17 protein-coding genes are annotated in these 19,063 nt (G+C 33.9%); 6 read left to right on the top strand and 11 right to left on the bottom strand.

Going from position 1 to position 19,063, the window contains the following annotated elements; translation table 11 throughout:
• Window positions 1-4: 4 nt before the first annotated feature.
• The 3 genes from IPO86_05595 to IPO86_05585 form a co-directional block, all read right to left on the bottom strand.
• On the bottom strand, window positions 5-1,579 hold the full coding sequence (locus tag IPO86_05595; protein MBK9727575.1) for a DUF4139 domain-containing protein: 1,575 nt from the start codon (window positions 1,577-1,579) through the stop codon (window positions 5-7).
• 160 nt (window positions 1,580-1,739) lie between these two features.
• Window positions 1,740-2,642, bottom strand: a complete 903-nt coding sequence (locus IPO86_05590; protein ID MBK9727574.1) for an ROK family protein — start codon at window positions 2,640-2,642, stop codon at window positions 1,740-1,742.
• Between the two features lie 11 nt (window positions 2,643-2,653).
• On the bottom strand, window positions 2,654-3,520 hold the full coding sequence (locus IPO86_05585) for a YegS/Rv2252/BmrU family lipid kinase (GenBank protein MBK9727573.1): 867 nt from the start codon (window positions 3,518-3,520) through the stop codon (window positions 2,654-2,656).
• A 131-nt stretch (window positions 3,521-3,651) separates the two neighbouring features.
• Here IPO86_05585 and IPO86_05580 point away from each other — a divergent pair, with 131 nt between their 5' ends.
• The 5 genes from IPO86_05580 (at window position 3,652) to IPO86_05560 (ending at window position 7,722) form a co-directional block, all read left to right on the top strand.
• On the top strand, window positions 3,652-3,993 hold the full coding sequence (locus IPO86_05580; protein MBK9727572.1) for a PadR family transcriptional regulator: 342 nt from the start codon (window positions 3,652-3,654) through the stop codon (window positions 3,991-3,993).
• Entirely contained in the window at window positions 3,986-4,630 is a 645-nt protein-coding gene (locus IPO86_05575; protein MBK9727571.1) for a PspC domain-containing protein, read from the top strand. The genes IPO86_05580 and IPO86_05575 overlap by 8 nt, the downstream gene beginning before the upstream one ends.
• 124 nt (window positions 4,631-4,754) lie before the next feature.
• Window positions 4,755-6,209 (top strand): aldehyde dehydrogenase, encoded by a 1,455-nt coding sequence (locus tag IPO86_05570; GenBank protein MBK9727570.1) that lies wholly within the window; start codon window positions 4,755-4,757, stop codon window positions 6,207-6,209.
• 35 nt (window positions 6,210-6,244) lie between these two features.
• Window positions 6,245-6,955, top strand: a complete 711-nt coding sequence (locus IPO86_05565) for an ABC transporter permease (protein MBK9727569.1) — start codon at window positions 6,245-6,247, stop codon at window positions 6,953-6,955.
• Complete coding sequence (locus IPO86_05560) at window positions 6,952-7,722, top strand: ATP-binding cassette domain-containing protein (protein ID MBK9727568.1); 771 nt, start codon at window positions 6,952-6,954, stop codon at window positions 7,720-7,722. Before IPO86_05565 ends, IPO86_05560 begins: the two co-directional genes overlap by 4 nt.
• Window positions 7,723-7,859: 137 nt before the next feature.
• Here IPO86_05560 and IPO86_05555 read toward each other — a convergent pair whose 3' ends face one another.
• The 3 genes from IPO86_05555 to IPO86_05545 form a co-directional block, all read right to left on the bottom strand.
• A complete protein-coding gene (locus IPO86_05555) occupies window positions 7,860-10,391 on the bottom strand; it encodes a thioredoxin family protein (GenBank protein ID MBK9727567.1) in 2,532 nt (843 codons plus the stop codon).
• Between the two features lie 110 nt (window positions 10,392-10,501).
• Complete coding sequence (purQ, locus tag IPO86_05550) at window positions 10,502-11,221, bottom strand: phosphoribosylformylglycinamidine synthase subunit PurQ (protein ID MBK9727566.1); 720 nt, start codon at window positions 11,219-11,221, stop codon at window positions 10,502-10,504.
• Between the two features lie 2 nt (window positions 11,222-11,223).
• Window positions 11,224-12,201, bottom strand: a complete 978-nt coding sequence (locus IPO86_05545) for a hypothetical protein (GenBank protein MBK9727565.1) — start codon at window positions 12,199-12,201, stop codon at window positions 11,224-11,226.
• 107 nt (window positions 12,202-12,308) lie between these two features.
• On the opposite strand from IPO86_05545, the gene IPO86_05540 reads away from it, so the two are divergent.
• Window positions 12,309-13,289, top strand: coding sequence for a polyprenyl synthetase family protein (locus IPO86_05540; GenBank protein ID MBK9727564.1), 981 nt, complete (start codon window positions 12,309-12,311; stop codon window positions 13,287-13,289).
• An 81-nt stretch (window positions 13,290-13,370) separates the two neighbouring features.
• Here the strand turns inward: IPO86_05540 and IPO86_05535 are convergent, their stop codons facing one another.
• The 5 genes from IPO86_05535 to IPO86_05515 form a co-directional block, all read right to left on the bottom strand.
• Entirely contained in the window at window positions 13,371-14,585 is a 1,215-nt protein-coding gene (locus IPO86_05535) for an alanine dehydrogenase (protein ID MBK9727563.1), read from the bottom strand.
• A 3-nt stretch (window positions 14,586-14,588) separates the two neighbouring features.
• Window positions 14,589-15,026: a tRNA (adenosine(37)-N6)-threonylcarbamoyltransferase complex ATPase subunit type 1 TsaE gene (tsaE, locus tag IPO86_05530; protein ID MBK9727562.1), complete on the bottom strand. Its 438-nt coding sequence runs from the start codon at window positions 15,024-15,026 to the stop codon at window positions 14,589-14,591.
• A 129-nt stretch (window positions 15,027-15,155) separates the two neighbouring features.
• The gene (locus IPO86_05525; protein ID MBK9727561.1) at window positions 15,156-15,860 is read right to left on the bottom strand and encodes a hypothetical protein; all 705 of its coding nucleotides are present in this window, start codon (window positions 15,858-15,860) and stop codon (window positions 15,156-15,158) included.
• Between the two features lie 329 nt (window positions 15,861-16,189).
• A complete protein-coding gene (locus tag IPO86_05520; protein ID MBK9727560.1) occupies window positions 16,190-16,492 on the bottom strand; it encodes a hypothetical protein in 303 nt (100 codons plus the stop codon).
• A gap of 380 nt (window positions 16,493-16,872) precedes the next feature.
• Window positions 16,873-19,062 (bottom strand): hypothetical protein, encoded by a 2,190-nt coding sequence (locus IPO86_05515; GenBank protein ID MBK9727559.1) that lies wholly within the window; start codon window positions 19,060-19,062, stop codon window positions 16,873-16,875.
• Window position 19,063: the final 1 nt, after the last annotated feature.

Raw genomic sequence — 19,063 nt, 5'->3', positions numbered from 1 at the left:
TAAATCATTCCAAATTCAATATATAATCTTTTGGACTTTCTACATTATATTTAATTTTTAATTTCTTTTGTTCTCCGGCGGCAACTTTTAAAACCCATCTTAATTTTCCAGTTTCTTCGTTATATTCTGCTCCCGAGATATCTTCTTTCTCAACTAGAATTTCTTTTTGAGTAGATATTGGTAATTGATCTTCTACGATCAAATCAATCGGGCTATTCTTTTTATTTTTAACTACAATCTCCCATGCTTTACTGACAATTTTTTTATCAGATAAAAATTTATTCTTTGAGAAGTCTTTGATTTTATTTCGTTCGATGGTAATATTTTTATCGCGACCTAATGAAAGGCGCAAAAAATCATTAATGGATTGGGTATTTATATATGACTTTCCTTGATAGTTCCCCTCAAAAAATAAATTAGCTTCGCCATCCATTAGGTTCAAATCTTCCCAGTCTTGAACCTCTGCAGTCAAAAATGCATCGCGATCCAATTTTGGAACCGCAAAGTATGTGTATTTTGCTGGTACAGATGCTTTTTTAATTTCAACTAAAAATGGTTTATTATTTGATAAAACGGTATACGGTAAATCAATACTATATACCCGGCTCGTTATTTGTTCAGATTCTGTAATTACATCCATTACAGAAGCAGCTCCATCTGCCATAGTTTCCATAGCTTGATTCTGCGCCCTCGGAGCGCCTCGTTGATTCTTAGTATATACAATTGGGGGCTGATTTTTTAGATACCAGGGGTTCAACTCTGGTCGAACGCCTCCTTCAAAAGGATTGGCCGTAGAAAGACTAAGTTTTACATTTTTCCAATCTTCTCCAGTGGCTTGAAAAATAGTAGCTTTATAAATTAATTCGAGCGGCGAAGTAATGTCTTTAACCAGAATATCATAATTCATAGACCAACTCGCATTGGAAACATAATATAATATTGAAAATTTTTGGACTCCAGCAGTTTTGGATAAAATACTTAAAACAATTTCACTAGATGGTGGCGTTTGATTCTGGTCGAAATCTTGAATTTGACGATTTACTTTTTCGATTTCAATTTGAACTATTGTATGTTTTTTATCCAATTCATATATTTTAGGAAGCAGATCTTGCAACCTTAATTTTTGAAAATCAATAAGCGTTTTCAAATCTTCTAATTTCTGATTTGAATTTGGCACACCCATGATTTGTACCTGATTCTTTTCTAAACTTGTTTTTTCAAATTTAAGAATTGACAATTGTTGATTCAACTTTGCAGCATCATCCAACAAACCTTCTCTTTTCTTCTTTAATTCCAGCGTCTTCTCTTCGGCAGTCTGAATAAAGTTTAATTCATGGCGTACTCCTTGTATAATAAAATCCGGACTTCCAATAACCCGTATGCTATTCGGATCTATAAATTGTGCGAGCCCTTTGATGCTGATTTCCTGCAAGCCTTGATTTAATTTTAATTCAATTTGCCTGCGCACTTGAGCACCTTGCAAATAAACGTTTACTTCTTTGATTTCAGAAGACACTACAGATTGGCTTTGCAATGAGGTAGCAAATAAACTCATAAGAAAAATGGATTTTATATTCATAAGAAATGTTTTTTAAGTAACAATCTGTTTTAAAAATTAGTTTCTACTTTTCGTTAATAGACGAAAAAGAATCATCATTCTTGCATATCAACAAGAATAATTATCAAAACTTTAACTTTATTCAGGTTGAATAATTAATGTCTGCTGCCAATTTTATTTGTTACAGTAGCGCCGCACCGATCACGCCAGCGCTATCACCTAACTTAGGCTTAATAAAATGTGTTTTTAATTCGTAATTAAAAATATACTTGCGAACTTCTTCCTTCCCTTCTTTATATAGTACATCCAGATTACCCAAACCACCACCAAATACAATGACTTCCGGATCTATAATATTTATAATAATTGCCAATGCCTTTCCAAAATAATGGACCAATCGATCCATTGTTTCTTTTGCTCTTGGATCATCTATTAAATACAATTTATAAATTTCGGCCATTGGCAATTTAACTCCACTAATTTTACTATAATACCGTTCACATGCTGGCCCGGATATAAAAGTTTCTACACAACCTTTTTTACCACAATAACAAGCGTCTCCTGAATCATCTAATATATTATGTCCCCATTCACCACCAATTCCATGTTTACCATGAATCACTTTTCCATTTACTACAATACCACCACCTACACCAGTTCCCATAATGACACCAAACACAACTTCTGGATTTTTTACAATGTCCGGAACTGCACCTAAATTTGCTTCGGCAATTGCAAAACAATTAGCATCATTTGCCATTCGCACTTCAATGCCTAGCAAAGACTCTAGATCTTCCTTCATCGGTCGACCAATTAATCCAAGGGTGTTGCTATTTTTAATTAAATGGGTTTCCTTATCCACAATACCTGGTGTGCCAATTCCTAAATGCGTCGGATTACTTCCTGTTTTTTCACGGATCTGATCTATGAGTAATTTAATCTGTGATAAAATATGATCATAACCCTGATCTGCTTCCGTTGGCACGCGCATTCTTTGAATAATTTGCAAACTTGGAAACGTATTGATTGCAACGCCTTCTATTTTAGTTCCGCCTAAATCAATACCCCATAATAAATTTGACATACTTCGTTTATTTAAAAAATAATAGTTAAGGAGGAAGGCAATACTTTGAAATCAAAAACATTGGCTTGCCCTTTATAATCTCCATCAATATGATAATCAAAATCTTCTTTCAAAGTAATTTTCGCATTCGTCGCTCTTACAAAGCTACTTAGTTTCGAATGCATTATATTTTTTGAAAAGACCATTAATATTAAACCTGGTATTTGCCAGAATTTGGGTTTGCTCATAATTAATATATCCATCAGCCCATCACTTACAGAAGCTAATGGAGAGACTACTGCATTGTTTCCCATTTGAGATGAATTTGCAATCTCAACAGACCATACATTTTGAAATATCTTTTCATTAATTTGAATATCAAAATTCTTACTACTTTGGTATAATGTAAAGGCCAATTTGAAGTAGGTACTAAATCCTCTTTTACCAGCTTTGCCAAAATGTTTGGTAACAAATGCACTAAAACCGATACCACAAGTATTACAACAATATTGATCATTCACCTGAACCAAATCAATTTTTTGCGCGGTACCTTTCGATAGTTTACGGATTGCTTTTGCCGGGTCTATGGGAATTTTCAAATGACGGGCTAATCCATTTCCAGATCCTGTTGGTATAATTCCCAAACTCGCTTTTCTGCTAAAAACAGTTTTTGCAAGGGCACTAACCGTTCCATCCCCACCCACTGCAACAATACATAAATTTGGGGCATCTTGATATTGAGCGATTACACTTTTACTATGTCCAGGGTCTTTAGAGATCAGAATTTCAAAATCTGATCCATTTAAATTATTGGTAATCAGCTCATTCCAATTTCTCATTTGTTGATTTCCAGAACCAGGATTAATGACAAAAAGGTATTTAGTAGGGTTTAAATTCATGCTAGGTCCAAAATTATGGCTTATCAGGAATTTTAGGCAATTCGTAGGTAAAATCATTTCATTTAGCAAATAGTTTGGATAACTTAGAACTATGTATTGCACAGTACTTGTTATTGTATTAACTTTGTATCATGAAAATAGAAAATTCAATAGCACAAATGAAAAAGGGTGTCTTGGATCTGTGTATTTTATCTATTGCAAGCAAGGAAGCAGTCTATCCTTCTGATATTATTCAGAAGTTAAAAACTGCCGATCTGATTGTAGTTGAAGGTACCTTATACCCCATTTTAACCCGCTTAAAAAATTTTGGACTTTTGGAATACCATTGGAAAGAATCCAATGCCGGTCCACCTAGAAAATACTTTACAATAACAGATTCCGGAAAGGAAGCATTGCAGATTTTATCCACAAGCTGGATGCAATTTGTACAAGGTGTCAATCAATCATTACAAAACAAAAATGACCATGAATAAAATACAACACATTAATATTGGCGGCTATCCGTTTTCTGTAAATGAAGATGCCTATTTAAAATTAGATCAATATCTTTCGAGACTTGATATCCACTTTTCCAGATCTGAAGGATGCAAAGAAATCATGGAGGATATTGAATCCCGGATTGCAGAACTTTTTAAAGATTATCTCAATGGAGGATCCATTGTTAGCATCGAGCATGTGAATCAAATGATTCAAATTATGGGAACACCTGAAAATTTAGAAACGCACACTGAAAGTGAAGAAGCCTTTAAGCAACCGGAGCATACATACTATACAGGTAAACGATTATTTCGGGATCCAACTGATAAAAAAATCAGTGGTGTCTGTTCGGGAATTGCACATTATTTTGGAGTTGAAGATCCATTATGGATACGGGTAGCTTTTATCTTTTTTGGAATTTGGGGTTTCGGTATCTTATTATATATCATTCTGATGATTTTAGTTCCAGAACCGATAACATCTGCTGATCGTTTAGCCATGAAAGGCAAGCCAATTAACATTCAAAATATAGCTCATAAAGTGGAAGAAGAAATTGACGATTTGACGGATCGGTTTGATGAATGGAGAGATAAATGGAGAAGAAAGAAAAAAGAAAGAAAGTCAAGATTTTAATTCAATACTTTCATTGGATCCCAATTTAACTTACCACAGGAAGGGTGTAATTGCTTGAACCGCTTGCAGGATGTGATGTCCAAACTCCAAAAAATACCGCCTTGTCGATGTATCTTTACAGCCGATGTTGCATTTGCAAAATTTTATAGGGGGCTTGTATCAGGAGCCTTTGGACAGGCTATATCTGGAGAATGTCAATCCAGCAACTGGAGAACTAATCTCATTCATACCGAGAAGCAATGTGAAGGACGTCAACCTCGCTGTGGAAGCAGCAACAAACGTATTTCCACAATGGAGGCAAAGTTCTTTAGAATCCAGATTTAAAATTTTAAACAGGATTGCAGATTTAATTGAATTGAATCTCCAGGAATTTGCTTTAGCTGAAACAAATGATACCGGAAAGCCTATTACGCATTCCGAAAATATTGACATCACCCGGGCTGCTACTAACTTCCGATTTTTTGCAACTGCCGCCATGCAATTTGCATCCGAATCGCATGAGTCTCCGGGTAAGGCTATTAACTATACTTTAAGACATCCAATCGGAATTGTTGGCTGTATATCACCGTGGAATTTACCGCTCTATTTATTTACCTGGAAAATAGCTCCTGCGTTAGCAGCTGGTAATTGTGTTCTTGCTAAACCTTCTGAATTAAGTCCGAGTACTGCCTTTCTATTAGGAAAAATTGTTAAAGAAGCCGGATTGCCAGACGGTGTATTAAATATTCTCCAAGGACTTGGGAATGAGGTTGGTGAAGAAATTGTAAAGCATCCTTTAGTAAAGGCCATCTCCTTTACTGGTGGCACAAAAACCGGAGAGCACATCGCTGCAATAGCAGCACCTAAATTCAAAAAATTAAGTTTAGAATTAGGAGGAAAAAATCCCTGCCTGGTTTTTGCAGATTGTGATTATGATAGTACTTTAAAACAAGTCTTGCGTTTAGCATTTTCTAATAGCGGACAAATTTGTTTATGTGGAAGTCGAATTTTGATTGAAAATAAAATATACCATCAATTTAAAAATGATTTAATCGAATTGTTACAAAAATTGATTCCATCAGATCCATTGGAAGTATCAACCCGGATGGGTTCAGTCATTTCACAACAACATCTTGAAAAAGTCATATCCTATATAGAATTAGCAAAACAAGAAGGAGGTACTATTTTAACTGGTGGTCATCGGATTCAACTTGAGGGTCGATGCCAACATGGTGCTTTTCTTGCACCCACAATAATTGAAGGTTTAGGACCGGAATGCCGCACCAATAAAGAAGAAATATTCGGACCTGTCATAACACTCCAATCTTTTGAAACTGAAGCAGAAGCATTGTATTTAGCGAATGCAAGTCAATATGGCTTAGCTTCCACTGTATGGACGACAGATCTTAATAAAGCAATGCGGCTTTCACAAAATTTGAACACCGGAATAGTTTGGATTAATTGTTGGCTTTTTCGCGATTTAAGGACCCCTTTTGGAGGCATGAATGATTCCGGCGTTGGTCGTGAAGGTGGTTGGGACGTCATGCGTTTTTTTACAGAAACAAAAAATGTTTGCATTCATTTAGAAGACCATAATTAATTATTTTGAAAACACTTTTTCATATTGGAAGATATATGCAATGGCTGCGTCAAGCCTTTCTCAAACCAGAACGATTTAATATGTACTGGAAAGAAACTTTGCGTCAAATGAATAGTATTGGAATTGGTTCCCTTGTTATCGTTGGAATCATATCCATATTTATTGGTGCTGTTACTGCAGTTCAATTTGCATATCAAATGGGAGATTCATTAATCCCCAGATTTTATGTTGGATATATTGTAAGAGACATGACGATCATTGAATTGGCACCCACGTTTTCCTGTATGTTGCTCGCAGGAAAAGTAGGATCCAACCTTGCAGCAGAATTAGGTGGTATGCGTCAAAAAGAACATATTGATGCAATGGAAATTATGGGTGTAAATACCACTGCATATTTGGTTCAACCAAAAATCATTGCCGCTTTATTTGTTGTACCGATGTTAGTTTGTGTTGGCGCTTTTATAAGTATCATAGGGGGTTATTTAGCAGTTGTGCCTACACATTGGTTTTCTCATGCTGAATATATTCGTGGGCTAAGATCATTTTTTGAGCCTTATAACGTATTTATGATGTTTGTTAAAGCAATCGTTTTTGCTTTTATACTTACCTCTGTTTCCTGTTATCAGGGATACTTTGTAAAAGGTGGCAGTATAGAATTAGGAGAAGCAAGTACCCGAGCCGTTGTTTATTCTAATATTTTAATTCTGCTATCAGATTATATCATAGCTATGTTAATGACCTCATGATAAGTGCCTTAAACATTTTTAAAAATTTTGGTGAACAGATCGTCTTAAATGATGTCACTTGTATATTTGAACCAGGAAAAACTAATTTAATTATTGGACGATCCGGGGCTGGTAAAACCGTTTTATTGAAAATATTAATTGGATTAGTTCCACCCAGTTCTGGCAAAGTTTGGTATGATGATGTTGATTTTTATGCATTGGATAAACAACAACTCCGCGAATTAAGAATGCAAATCGGAATGTTATTTCAAGGTTCTGCATTGTTTGATTCTATGAATGTTGAAGATAATATCCGATTTCCATTGGATATGTTTTCAAATATGACTAAAAAAGAAAAAGAAACCCGGGTTAACTATTGTTTAGAACGTGTTAATTTAACAGGGAACAATAAAAAATTTCCATCTGAACTTTCAGGAGGAATGCAAAAACGTGTAGGCATTGCACGGGCAATCGTTTTAAAACCTAAATATCTCTTCTGTGATGAACCAAATTCCGGTTTAGATCCGAAAACTTCTTTAGTTATCGATGAACTAATTTATGCTATAACAAAAGAAGATAATATAATTACAGTTATTAATACCCATGACATGAATAGTGTTATGGAAATAGGAGATAATATCTTTCTGCTCCATGAAGGACAATTAGCCTGGACAGGAAATAAGGATGAAGTGCTCACAAGTACAAATGAAATTCTCGATGGATTTATTTTTGCATCCCCCTTTCTCCAAAAATTAAAACAAAAGATGAAACAAATTGAACGCTCATAATACTTGACTTATCAAAAAAGATTTTACAAAAGGATTTTATAATCCCTGATTTTTAAAAACTTCCACAGTTTATGGTGTATTTAATGACAAATTCATTAAAATACTTTAAAATATGATTTTCTGTTTTGGATTCAAATTTAATGTCCAAATCCTACGGACTTAATTTTATTAAAAGCATCCAAACCACAATCAAGAAAAGCTTCATAACTTTCAACACCTTCTTTAAAACCTCGAGGTTTCGCCAAAACTTCTTCTTTCGGACTCACAAGCACATAAAGTGGTTGACTATTCTGATTAAAATTTACAATTTGAAAATCGGCCCATTTATTCCCAATATTTCTAATGGGTGTTTTGCGTACTGCTGAATATAATTCTTTGTCTAGTGGTGAACGATCGTCTACATATAAAGAGACTAAAACATAATCATTCGCTATTCGATTTCGCACTTTAACATCAACCCAAATATGCTCTTCTGTTTTTCTACAATTTACACAGCCATATCCTGTAAAATCTACGAGCATAGGTTTATTCACTTCCTTAGCAAAAGCTAATCCTTCATGATAATTTTTAAAACAGTCAAGATTATTTGCACATTTTGTAAAGGATGGATATTTATTCTTAATATCTTGATTCACATTTGCACTTGCTAAAAAATAATTATAATTTGCAGGTGGTGCCAGACCACTCATCAATTTTAAAGAATTGTAAGATTGCAATTCCTTGTTATACATAAACCCTGTAGACAGATAAATAGTTGCTGCTAATGAAGCAAGTGCAAACATCCAACGAGTTGCCGAAAGCTTTTTTAGCGGACTGTCATGAGGAAACTTAATAAATCCAAATAAATACAAACTCATCAAAGCAAAGATGAGTACCCAAAATCCCATAAATAATTCATACCCTAATATTCCCCAATGCTGGCACATATCAGCAACTGATAAAAATTTAAATGCTAATGCCAATTCTAAAAAACCCAAGACTACTTTCACACTATTCATCCAGGATCCTGACTTAGGTAATGAATTTAAAAAAGCTGGAAATGCAGCAAACAATCCAAACGGAATTGCTAACGCTGTAGAAAATCCAAGCATTACAATAAAGGGTCCCATTTTGGAAGTAGCCGATTGCACAATTGCAGATCCAATTATTGGACCTGTGCAAGAAAAACTAACTATGGCTAAAGTAAATGCCATAAAAAAGATTCCAATGAGTCCTCCGGATTCAGCCATTTTATCACTTTTATTTGCCCATGAACTCGGTAAGGTGATTTCATAATAACCAAAAAATGAAAAAGCAAATATGATAAAGATGATAAAAAATAAAGTATTTGCAATCCAATTTGTGGATAATTCATTTAATGCCGTGGCACCAAAAACAGCTGTAATTAAAATACCAATAGCAACATAAATAACAATAATAGAAAGTCCATAAATTAAAGCATTTCTAAATCCCTTTCGTTTTGTTTCTTTCGTAAAAAAAGAAACGGTTAATGGAATCATAGGAAATACGCAGGGTGTTAATAACGCTAATAATCCACCAAGAAAACCAAAAATAAATGTCCAGAAATGATTCTTTCCTTCAATTCTTTCCTCTCCACATTGACCTGCAGGATTTTTCTGTGTTTCAATCAAAGCGGGTACTGTTAGATCAATGGAATTTCCATCAATTATATTTGGTGTGATAATTCCGATACCTTCTGTTTCAAGTTTTAAACTATTTGTAGATGGATCAAAAACAAAATTAATATCTTTTGGTGGTAAACATTTTGTAGCATCGCAAGATTGAAAGGTAAAAAATCCTTTTATTGGTTTACTATTATCTTTAACTTTTATATCCTGACTAAAAGAAACTTGATGTTTATATTTGATTAATTTCATTTCAAATATTTCATCATAACCTTCAAGTTTATGTTCTGAATTTTCTGAGATAGCTCCTATTTTTTCAAAGGATGCAGAATCGGAGAATTCTATACTCGTAGGCAGCGGTCCATCCTCTCCAATGTCGTGACTATAGATATACCAACCTTCTTGAATATCTGCAATAAATTTTAAGGCATAAACTCCATTTTCTTTGGATATCAATTCTGATTTTACTTTTACCGGATCCAGTAAACCGCTTGGTTCTGATTGAATTGGATTTCCTGTAAGTCCGACACTTGTTTGCGGCATAGATCCAGGCATTCCTCCCATAGATTTTTCTTCCAGTGCTTCCCCATTTAAAGAAATTGCAAAATCCTGATTAGTTGGTGGAATACACTTTTCGCTATTACAGCTCATAAAATATGCTGAAGCTTGAATCGGTTTAGATGGATCTTTAACTTTTATTTTTTGAACAAACGCTACATGATCATAATATTTAGAAACTATCAGATTATCAAATAATGGTTCTGGACCTTCCTTTTTCTTGCCAATTTCCTCGGCTTTTCCTATAAGTTCCAAGCCAGGTGCTTTTTGTATACTGATTTCAGTAGGTTGCGCTGCATTTGGGTCTGAGCTTTGACTATATATTGCCCAGCCCGCATCCATTTTGGCTTTTAGAATAATTTCAAAGGTATTCGGACTTAAACGCTTTACTTCATGGCTCCAGTGAACTGGCTCCAATATCTGGGAAAATGAAGTCAGACTAAACCCTAAAGCTAAAACTAAAGAAAAAAGGCCTTTAAACTGCATGTGATTCAATTTTATAGGATACAAAAATAGAACAAAGCAATTGATTTAGTGGACACTTTAAAACCTTCTTAAGTTGGGCTTAACCTATGTTTAACTTCTAAAGCTTAAAATCAAGCAATACTCATAGAATATTGGCTTATCCAAACGAAAAGGGATTCCAAAATTTGCCTTCCATCTGTATTTCCAAGCTCAGATTCTGCAGCGCGCTCGGGGTGTGGCATGATACCACAGACATTTTTCTGCAGATTACAAATCCCTGCAATATTCAGACAAGAACCATTGATATTTGATAAATCGTCGATTCGGCCATCTTCATGGGCATATTGAAACAAAATCTGATCATTTTGAACCAAGGATTTTAAAACTGTTTCATCTGCGAAGTAACGACCATCTGCATGTGCAATCGGAATTTTATAGGTTTTGTCTTTTTCCAGATTACAAGTAAGTGGAGAATCTATAGTGTGAGGTTTTAAATAAACGTTTTTACAAATAAAGTTTTCACTTTTATTTGTCAATAATTGGCCTGGAAGTAATCCTGCTTCACAAAGAATTTGAAAACCATTACAAATTCCAATCACCAATCCACCTTCATTTGCAAATCTGATTACATCTTTCATGATCGGAGAAAATCTTGCTATGGCACCGCATCTTAAATAGTCTCCATATGAAAAACCACCCGGTAAGAAAATACAATCCCCTGGATTAAAGCCTGCTAATATTGTTTCTTTATGCCAAATCTTTTCTACATTTTTTTTGAATACATCGCCCAGGACGTAAACCATATCATCATCACAATTAGATCCGGGAAAAACAACGACTCCAAATTTCATTTCTACCAATTTTGAAACTGCAAAAATAGCGATACAATTACTAAAAACAGGTGAATTGTCTCTTGAATTAAAGGATTTTTCAATTTAGTTAACAATAAACCGGTCAATAAAGCCAATGGTGTAAATAATACCATTAAATGATTAACCTGCTCTATTTTTAAAAATAAAGTACTCCATAATCCTACCAATAAACACCAAAATAAAATATCAAACTGTTTTTGAACCATCATGGTTCGCTTAAATTGAAAATAAGGATATTGAAATAAAATTAAAATCAAAAACAACAGGAGCAACGTAAAAGCAACCCAACCATAGGAACTGAATTTAAATGAAAATATAAACGGACTAAAAAAGCCTGTTATCTGCTGATCCCAAAATTCTAAATGAAGATTGAAAATGTACAAAATCACATACGCAAGAAAGTAAATATTTATAAAACCTCCAATTATTTGCAGAAACTCCTTCGGTTTTGAACCTCTTAAGATTACAATTCCTATGACACCAAGTAATAAATAAATATAATAGGGTGTATAAAATAAACTTGCAAGTCCAACCAAGAAACCAAAATTAAATAACTGTGTGGTTGCAGTTTTTTTGAGATAAATTCCAAATAATTGATATAAGCCTACTGTAAAAAATAAATTTGCAAAAAGTACTGGATTTAAACTTAAGGTTGAAGGATGAAAGCCGCAAAATAAAATAAAGAACAAGCCTCCAAATAATTGCCCTTCAGAATTCATTTTATAGGAACTCACCATCCGGCCAATTATAATAGCCTGAATTGCAATCATTGCAATGGCTATCATGGTTTCTGTAGAATACGACAGCCATTGATTTTTAAAAATTTGATTATAGATCCAACAATTCTCTGAATTCTTATATGTTATTTGTGAAAACCAGGCACTTGCATGCAATACGATTGCATAAGGAATTAATAGCAAGATGCTAAAAAAGGTATTTTTCTTAAATAATTCTAACAAATGAATCGAATCTTAGATCAAAATTAAGTTTTTTTAAACAGAAAGCTGTTCATTCTGGTTTTTATAATAGAGATCCTCTAAAGAGCATTCTCTATATTTACCCCGCCATGCATGCAGCTATTACCCTGGACGAAATCAAGAAGCCTGTAAATCAGGCACTTGTTGAATTTGACCGCCATTTTAAACAAGCGATGAGTAGTAAAGTACCTTTGCTTGACCGGATCACTTATTATTTAGTTAAAACAAAAGGAAAACAATTCCGGCCTTTGATTGCATTACTATCTGCAAAGTTATTTGGCGAAATCCATGAAAAATCATATGCTGCAGCGACCTTAGTGGAATTATTACATACTGCCACTTTAGTGCACGATGATGTAGTTGATGAATCCTACCAACGCCGAGGTTTTTTTTCAATTAAAGCGCTTTGGAAGAATAAAATTGCCGTGTTAGTTGGTGATTATCTCTTATCCAGAGGACTCTTAACCGCGTTACAAAAAAAACATTTCGATTTGCTTGAAATTCTTTCCACTGCCGTCAGTGAAATGAGTGAAGGGGAATTACTGCAATTGGAAAAAGCCCGAAGATTAGATATCACAGAAGCGATTTATTTCCAGATAATAAAACAAAAAACAGCTTCTTTAATTCGTTCAGCATGTGTTTGTGGAGCTAAAAGTAATACTGAGGATGAAAGCCATTTGAATAATATGTTTCATTTTGGAGAAAAAATAGGAATTGCATTTCAAATTAAAGATGATCTTATGGATTTATCGAATGACTTTACCGGTAAACCTAAAATTGCCGATATTAAAGAAAAGAAAATGACGCTGCCTTTAATTGCTGCTTTATCTGCTGCTCCTATGCCTAAAAAGAACAGAATTATCTCATTGATTCGAAATCAAAATGAAAATCAAAATTCAATCCAAGAAGTGATACAGTTTATACATGATTATAAAGGAATCGAAACGGCTCAATTTAAAATGGATCAATACCGTGATGAAGCACTGGCAATTTTAAAGAACCTACCCCAAAATGAAGCGAATGTTGCCTTAACTAAATTATGTTATTTTGTCACAGAACGAAAAAAATAAACGAATGCATGTTTACTTAAACGAAACATCCTAGTTGTTATGAAATTTAATTTATTCCAATAAAATAAGGTCCAATTTGATTTAAATAGTGGACGTCAATAACAAATCTAAATTTGTATATTTAATTCCAAATCGTTGACTTAAGTATTCATTTGTCAAACATCCTTTATAAGTATAAATACCATTTCGCAAACCTTTATGGGTGTAAATTAAATGCTCAAAGCTTCCAGTGTCTCCTGCTTGTTGAAGAATGGTGGTAATTATATTACTAATCCCAATAGATGCGGTCCTTGCCACTTTAGATGGAATATTAGGAACTCCATAATGGAGGACTCCATGGATAGTTCGAGTTGGATTATCATGGGAAGTTACCTGACTCGTTTCAAAACAGCCACCTTGATCAATACTCACATCAATAATGACAGAACCTGATTTCATTTTCATGATCATTTCTTCAGAAACCAATAAAGGGGTACGACCTGTTTTACTATGAATGGCTCCAATCGCGACATCCGCCGTCATTAATTGTTGAGTTAGCGTAATTGGATTCAATGAAGAGGTATAAAGTTGTCTTCCAATCCTATTTTGAATCCGAATTAATTTATGGATATTATCATCAAAAATTCGAACGGAGGCTCCAAGTGCTAATGCTGCCCGGGTTGCAAATTCAGCTACCACCCCAGCACCTAGAATTACAACTTTAGCTGGAGGTACACCGGAAATTCCACCTAAAAGCAAACCTTTCCCATGGATTGGGTTACTTAATAATTCTGCAGCCGTTTGTACCACAGAAATCCCTGCAATTTCCGACATAATTCGTACTAAAGGAAAGGTGCCATCATCCGCTTGTAAATATTCCATTGCTATGGCCATTACCCTTTTCTGGCGCAGTGCTTGTATATATTCATAATCGATTACCGGAAGATGCAATGGAGAAACCAAGACTTGATTTGGATGAAACCATTGTAGTTCTTCATGCGTTGGCGGTGCAACTTTAAGAATAATATCACAATCAAAAACCATTTTGCGATCATGGGATATGATTGCACCTGCTTCTGAATAATCCCGATCACTATAATGTGCTTTTTTGCCTGCTCCAGATTCAATTACAATTTCATGGCCTCTTGCCACCAAATTACTCACTGATACCGGTACTAAGGCGACCCTGTTTTCTTGCAAGGTGGTTTCTTTAGTAATTCCAATGCGCAAGGAGGATTTGGCTTTATATAATTCAAGCATTTCCGGTTGTGTCAGAAATTCCTGTTGAGCGGAAGTATAATATATAGGATCCTGCATAAATCAAAGGGTTAAGGTAAACTTTCTTTGATTATTATCCAACACTTCGATCCGGATTCTTAAGAGCATTTCTTGCTCCAGTAATGGTGCTACCAATTCAGGCCATTCAATGAGACAAAGCGTCCCACTATCAAAATACTCCCGAATCCCTATATCAATAGCTTCCTGAATATTTTTAAGCCGATATAAATCCATATGAAACAATTGTTTAATTGCCCATGAATTCTGGCTACAAACATATTCATTAATAATAGAAAACGTCGGACTGCTCACTTCACTTTCAATACCAAGGTGTTCTCCGAGGGCTCTTACAAAACGAGTTTTACCAGCCCCCATGGATCCTTCCAGACAGATAATAGAATACTTTTTTATCAAGGGTAAAACTTCCATAGCAAACGTATGAAGTTCTTTTTCTGTTTTTATATATTCAATGGTGCTCATAAATAGGATATTCTGGCTAAGGTAGTAATCTGGAATTACAAAAGAGTTTCAAAGCTATAAACTTAATATCTGGCACAAAAAAAAACCACAGTTTTTGGCTGTGGCTTTTTCTGAATTTAAAAATCTATCTTAATATTTCAAATGAAATAGAGATTCTTCAATTGGGCTGTTTACTGTGATTTTTGTCATTTCAACTGGACCATTTTGAGATTCCACCATGTGAGGAAATAAATAACCCCCTTCTATTTCTTTGTAATTGCTAAACTTCGTTTCCATTTCCATTTCTTTACCACCCGCCTTCAATTTTGAAACCGTTTTTACAATGTAATAACTTGTTGGATCAATTAGGTAATATGTAATCTTGCCCCCTTTTGCAGTAACTTTTAATTTATGACATTCTGTACCTTCTACATCATCCATACCAAGATATTCTACCATATGACCTTTGGATTTATAATCAAATAACTCCCCGGATAAATCTAACTGGTCAGCGCCTTCTTTAATCTGGTCTGCAGGCAAAGCTTCTGGTTTTGTCTGTCCTTGAAAAGGCATAAACATCCAACCGGAATCTGGTCTTGTGATAATCCAGGCATCCATTCCCATGACTGAGAATTCTACTTTAGAGCCTTTGTTATTTAAAATAGTTGTGGATACAGGAATTTCCATTCCTTGTGCACTCACCTTTCCTTGCATTACAATGGATTGAATGCTGGTTAATTTATCTTTTCCTCCAAGTGCTTGAACATATTTGTCAATAATCTCATCAGCCGTTTGAGCAAAAAACAAAGTTTGAGAACCCAATACAAAACATAAAACCGTTACTAGTTTTTTCATCTTTTTTATTAATTGTTAATTTAAGATTCCAAAGATAAGGCATCCATGGGTTATGAAATGCCAAAATGCGACACCCGGTGAGTATTTTAAGATTAATTTAAGCAATTTGACGATAAATTGGCAATAGAAGGCCCAAATCCTTATGTAAATTCAAATTTTAATGGAAGGCTTAATTTTAACATTACAAACGGATAAAGTGTTTAAAGAATTTTGAAATTTTCAGAAATTAGTATTTGTGACCTGGGTATTTCAACCATTCATAACAGGTAAAATATAAAACAAAAGTCCTGAATAAAAACCAGGACTTTTATTTTAAGACAATCCTTACATTACCAATTTCTTCTTCGTTCGCCGTCATGTTTTTCTCTCCAGATATCTCTGTTGGAATGTTTTTTCATGCGATGTAGTTTTCGTTTTTCACAACGATCTAATTTACCATCGCGCAGCATTCTTCTTTTTTCATGATGAAATCTTCTTTGTTCCATTCCAAGATACCTCATTTCGCGAGGGGTTAATTCACCAGATCTCCAACCTTCCTGGATACGATGTCTTTGATTGAACTTTGTTTGTGCCTGACTCATTCCAAGAAAGGCAATGAACAACACACATAAACTTAAAATTCTTGTTTTCATTTTTTTTAATTTAGAATTAAATAAGCAATTTATAAGTATGACTATTGAATCCTGTGGAAGATTAAACAAGAACTGACCTTAACTAAACTTTAAAAGACCTGTAACATTTAAGTAAACCAAAATATTGGGTATTAAATGTATGACAGAACGTTTCCGCCAATAGGCGGAAGGAGCACGACAGTGCTGCAAGTAATGGAACAGTGTGAACTGCGATAAATTAAACCAATCAAAATGTATCCAGAATTTGATGTGGAAGATTTTATCAATCTTGCGAATTACAAGATTTAACAAACTCTAATGATTGATGGGAAGCCGAGTAGGCCGTTTAGTGCGATTACATTATCGATAATCAGGAAATCAATCAGAATAAATCAACTTTCCTAAATTTTTACAAGTTTTCCACTAAGTAATTTGCCATCCGGTAAGCGGATATTATATAGATAATATCCAGGATTTAAATTGCCTTCAAGTTTAATTCTATTTTTGCTACTGGCTAAACTATATCTTTGAACATCAATGCCACTAAGAGTGTATATATTTAAGACAGCCCCTTTTGCATTAATCTGTGTGTCTAGCTCCACGGACAAGTAATCATTAAATGGATTTGGAAATACGGAATGCCGATTTGATTTTATCAATTCGTTTACTTTTGTTATTTTGTCAACGCTTTTATACAATCCATCATAAGCTATTGAAACAAAAATATAATCCTCCGAATCCCAAAACAATGAATTATAGATGACAAATTCTTTACCAAAAATCGGTAATCCACTGTTAAAATCGTTCCAAATATGCCCACCGTCATTTGAAATGCTTATACCTCCAATATTATTAATGGCAATTATTTTTGGATAATATTTATCATAAATTCCTATGAATTTATTTTCAAAATAAGAGGAAGTAGAAATAAAATCAGAACCTCCATTTGATTCAAATAGATTGGTTTCCCTATTGTATTTTTCGCCACTGACTAATATAGTGCCATTATTTTCTATCCTTAAATCCACAATCCTTTTGAAATCCTTAAATGTTGTATCTATACTCCAGCTTATTCCCTCATTAGTGCTGACGTATACACCTGAAGTTGTATACGAATAAGCGTATAATTTATCCGTTGGTGATAAATAATATCTTAAAACTTGCGGATTTGGCAGATTTCCTCCTCCGAGGAGTGCCCAGTTATTATTCTCATACTTGTATGCAATTACTGTATCAATAAAATCACCTGCGACATCCTTTATTCCAAAAAACAGTAATGAATAATGATTTTTATTTAGAACATTACCAATATAATGAATTGCTGGCGCAGAAAAATTTATTACTTGAAATTTATTTCCATTATCATTTGAAATTAGGATATTGCTATTAATATCTATGCCAACTAATTCTTTATTATGGAGTGGAAAAACATTATTTAGTTCGGCTCCATCATGCATTAGATTGTCCCATGTTGCGCCTTCATTTTCTGAATATAAGAAAGAACAATAATCTGGTTTAGCGAATAGCCTTTCACCAGCATTCTTAAATACATTTGAAAAATTCCAAAGGGAATAATCAAGTTTCAATTCAGTCCATCCAGAGTTTCCTGATCTAAATATTCTCATGCCAATGTGGCCACAATTGTCTTCATTAACAATAGCAATTGCTAAAGTAGAATCTAAAGCTTCGATTTTGGAGATTTTGGAAGGAAAGTTAATATTAAAGTCACTGATTTCAGTCCATGATTGCCCCTCATCATAAGTAATAAAACAACTATTATCCGTTCTGACTATTACTTGATTCATTTTAGTCAGTACCAAATTTCTAACGGGATCAGAAATGCTATATTTAGGATCAATTTGAATTCTTTTCGGTATTCCTGCAGGATTGTTAGAGATAAACAGACCATTTGCATTACCCACAAATACATGTCCTTGTTTTGAGATATAAAAATTCTTTACGCTGCTTATGATTAAGAGTGTATTAACTTTGACATAGCTTAAATTAGTGGTGTTAAATTTATAAATAATGTACTCATTATTGGCGTAACATAGTGCATAATTAATATCTTCCGTAAATGGGAATATGGCTTCAATTTTATCCGGAAGAACAATAATATCTTTAACTTCAGACCAATTTCTATTATATCTTATTATACGATTACCTTGGAATGTATATGAAATACCATTTTCATTATATTTAATTGCATTATACAAAAGTTGATGTTGGATAACACTATCTAATAACTTAAAACCTTCATTTTCTTCATAAAACCTGCCAAAAAATAATCCACCATCATTAAAAAACTGTATTAGTCTATTCTTGTCATCAATATACAATTCTTTTGAATAATGAAGGGGATTATATGTAAATGTATCGTTGACTATGTTTAGCCACGAATTGCCCTGATCCTTTGATTCAAGTATTATATTTTTATAACGAAGGGCGACATATATCTTACCATCATTCGATATTGCAATGTCCTCACATTTTTGAAACTGTTCGGAATTAATTTTTTGCCAATCAGATTGGCAAAAAATTAATTCGCTACAAAATATAATTAGAGTTATTATTCCAAAACGAGTAATCATG

The organism is Saprospiraceae bacterium (assembly GCA_016717265.1).
Taxonomy (GTDB): domain Bacteria; phylum Bacteroidota; class Bacteroidia; order Chitinophagales; family Saprospiraceae; genus Vicinibacter.
Note: the sequence above shows the minus strand (reverse complement) of the source record. Positions and strands in the feature narration are given on the sequence as shown.

Excerpts from the sequence above, each read along its gene's own strand:
- IPO86_05595 (MBK9727575.1), bottom strand. The coding sequence starts at position 1,579 with ATGAATATAAAATCCATTTTTCTTATGAGTTTATTTGCTACCTCATTG.
- IPO86_05590 (MBK9727574.1), bottom strand. The coding sequence starts at position 2,642 with ATGTCAAATTTATTATGGGGTATTGATTTAGGCGGAACTAAAATAGAA.
- IPO86_05585 (MBK9727573.1), bottom strand. The coding sequence starts at position 3,520 with ATGAATTTAAACCCTACTAAATACCTTTTTGTCATTAATCCTGGTTCT.
- IPO86_05580 (MBK9727572.1), top strand. The coding sequence starts at position 3,652 with ATGAAAATAGAAAATTCAATAGCACAAATGAAAAAGGGTGTCTTGGAT.
- IPO86_05575 (MBK9727571.1), top strand. The coding sequence starts at position 3,986 with ATGAATAAAATACAACACATTAATATTGGCGGCTATCCGTTTTCTGTA.
- IPO86_05570 (MBK9727570.1), top strand. The coding sequence starts at position 4,755 with ATGTTGCATTTGCAAAATTTTATAGGGGGCTTGTATCAGGAGCCTTTG.
- IPO86_05565 (MBK9727569.1), top strand. The coding sequence starts at position 6,245 with ATGCAATGGCTGCGTCAAGCCTTTCTCAAACCAGAACGATTTAATATG.
- IPO86_05560 (MBK9727568.1), top strand. The coding sequence starts at position 6,952 with ATGATAAGTGCCTTAAACATTTTTAAAAATTTTGGTGAACAGATCGTC.
- IPO86_05555 (MBK9727567.1), bottom strand. The coding sequence starts at position 10,391 with ATGCAGTTTAAAGGCCTTTTTTCTTTAGTTTTAGCTTTAGGGTTTAGT.
- purQ (MBK9727566.1), bottom strand. The coding sequence starts at position 11,221 with ATGAAATTTGGAGTCGTTGTTTTTCCCGGATCTAATTGTGATGATGAT.
- IPO86_05540 (MBK9727564.1), top strand. The coding sequence starts at position 12,309 with ATGCATGCAGCTATTACCCTGGACGAAATCAAGAAGCCTGTAAATCAG.
- IPO86_05535 (MBK9727563.1), bottom strand. The coding sequence starts at position 14,585 with ATGCAGGATCCTATATATTATACTTCCGCTCAACAGGAATTTCTGACA.
- tsaE (MBK9727562.1), bottom strand. The coding sequence starts at position 15,026 with ATGAGCACCATTGAATATATAAAAACAGAAAAAGAACTTCATACGTTT.
- IPO86_05525 (MBK9727561.1), bottom strand. The coding sequence starts at position 15,860 with ATGAAAAAACTAGTAACGGTTTTATGTTTTGTATTGGGTTCTCAAACT.
- IPO86_05520 (MBK9727560.1), bottom strand. The coding sequence starts at position 16,492 with ATGAAAACAAGAATTTTAAGTTTATGTGTGTTGTTCATTGCCTTTCTT.
- IPO86_05515 (MBK9727559.1), bottom strand. The coding sequence starts at position 19,062 with ATGATTACTCGTTTTGGAATAATAACTCTAATTATATTTTGTAGCGAA.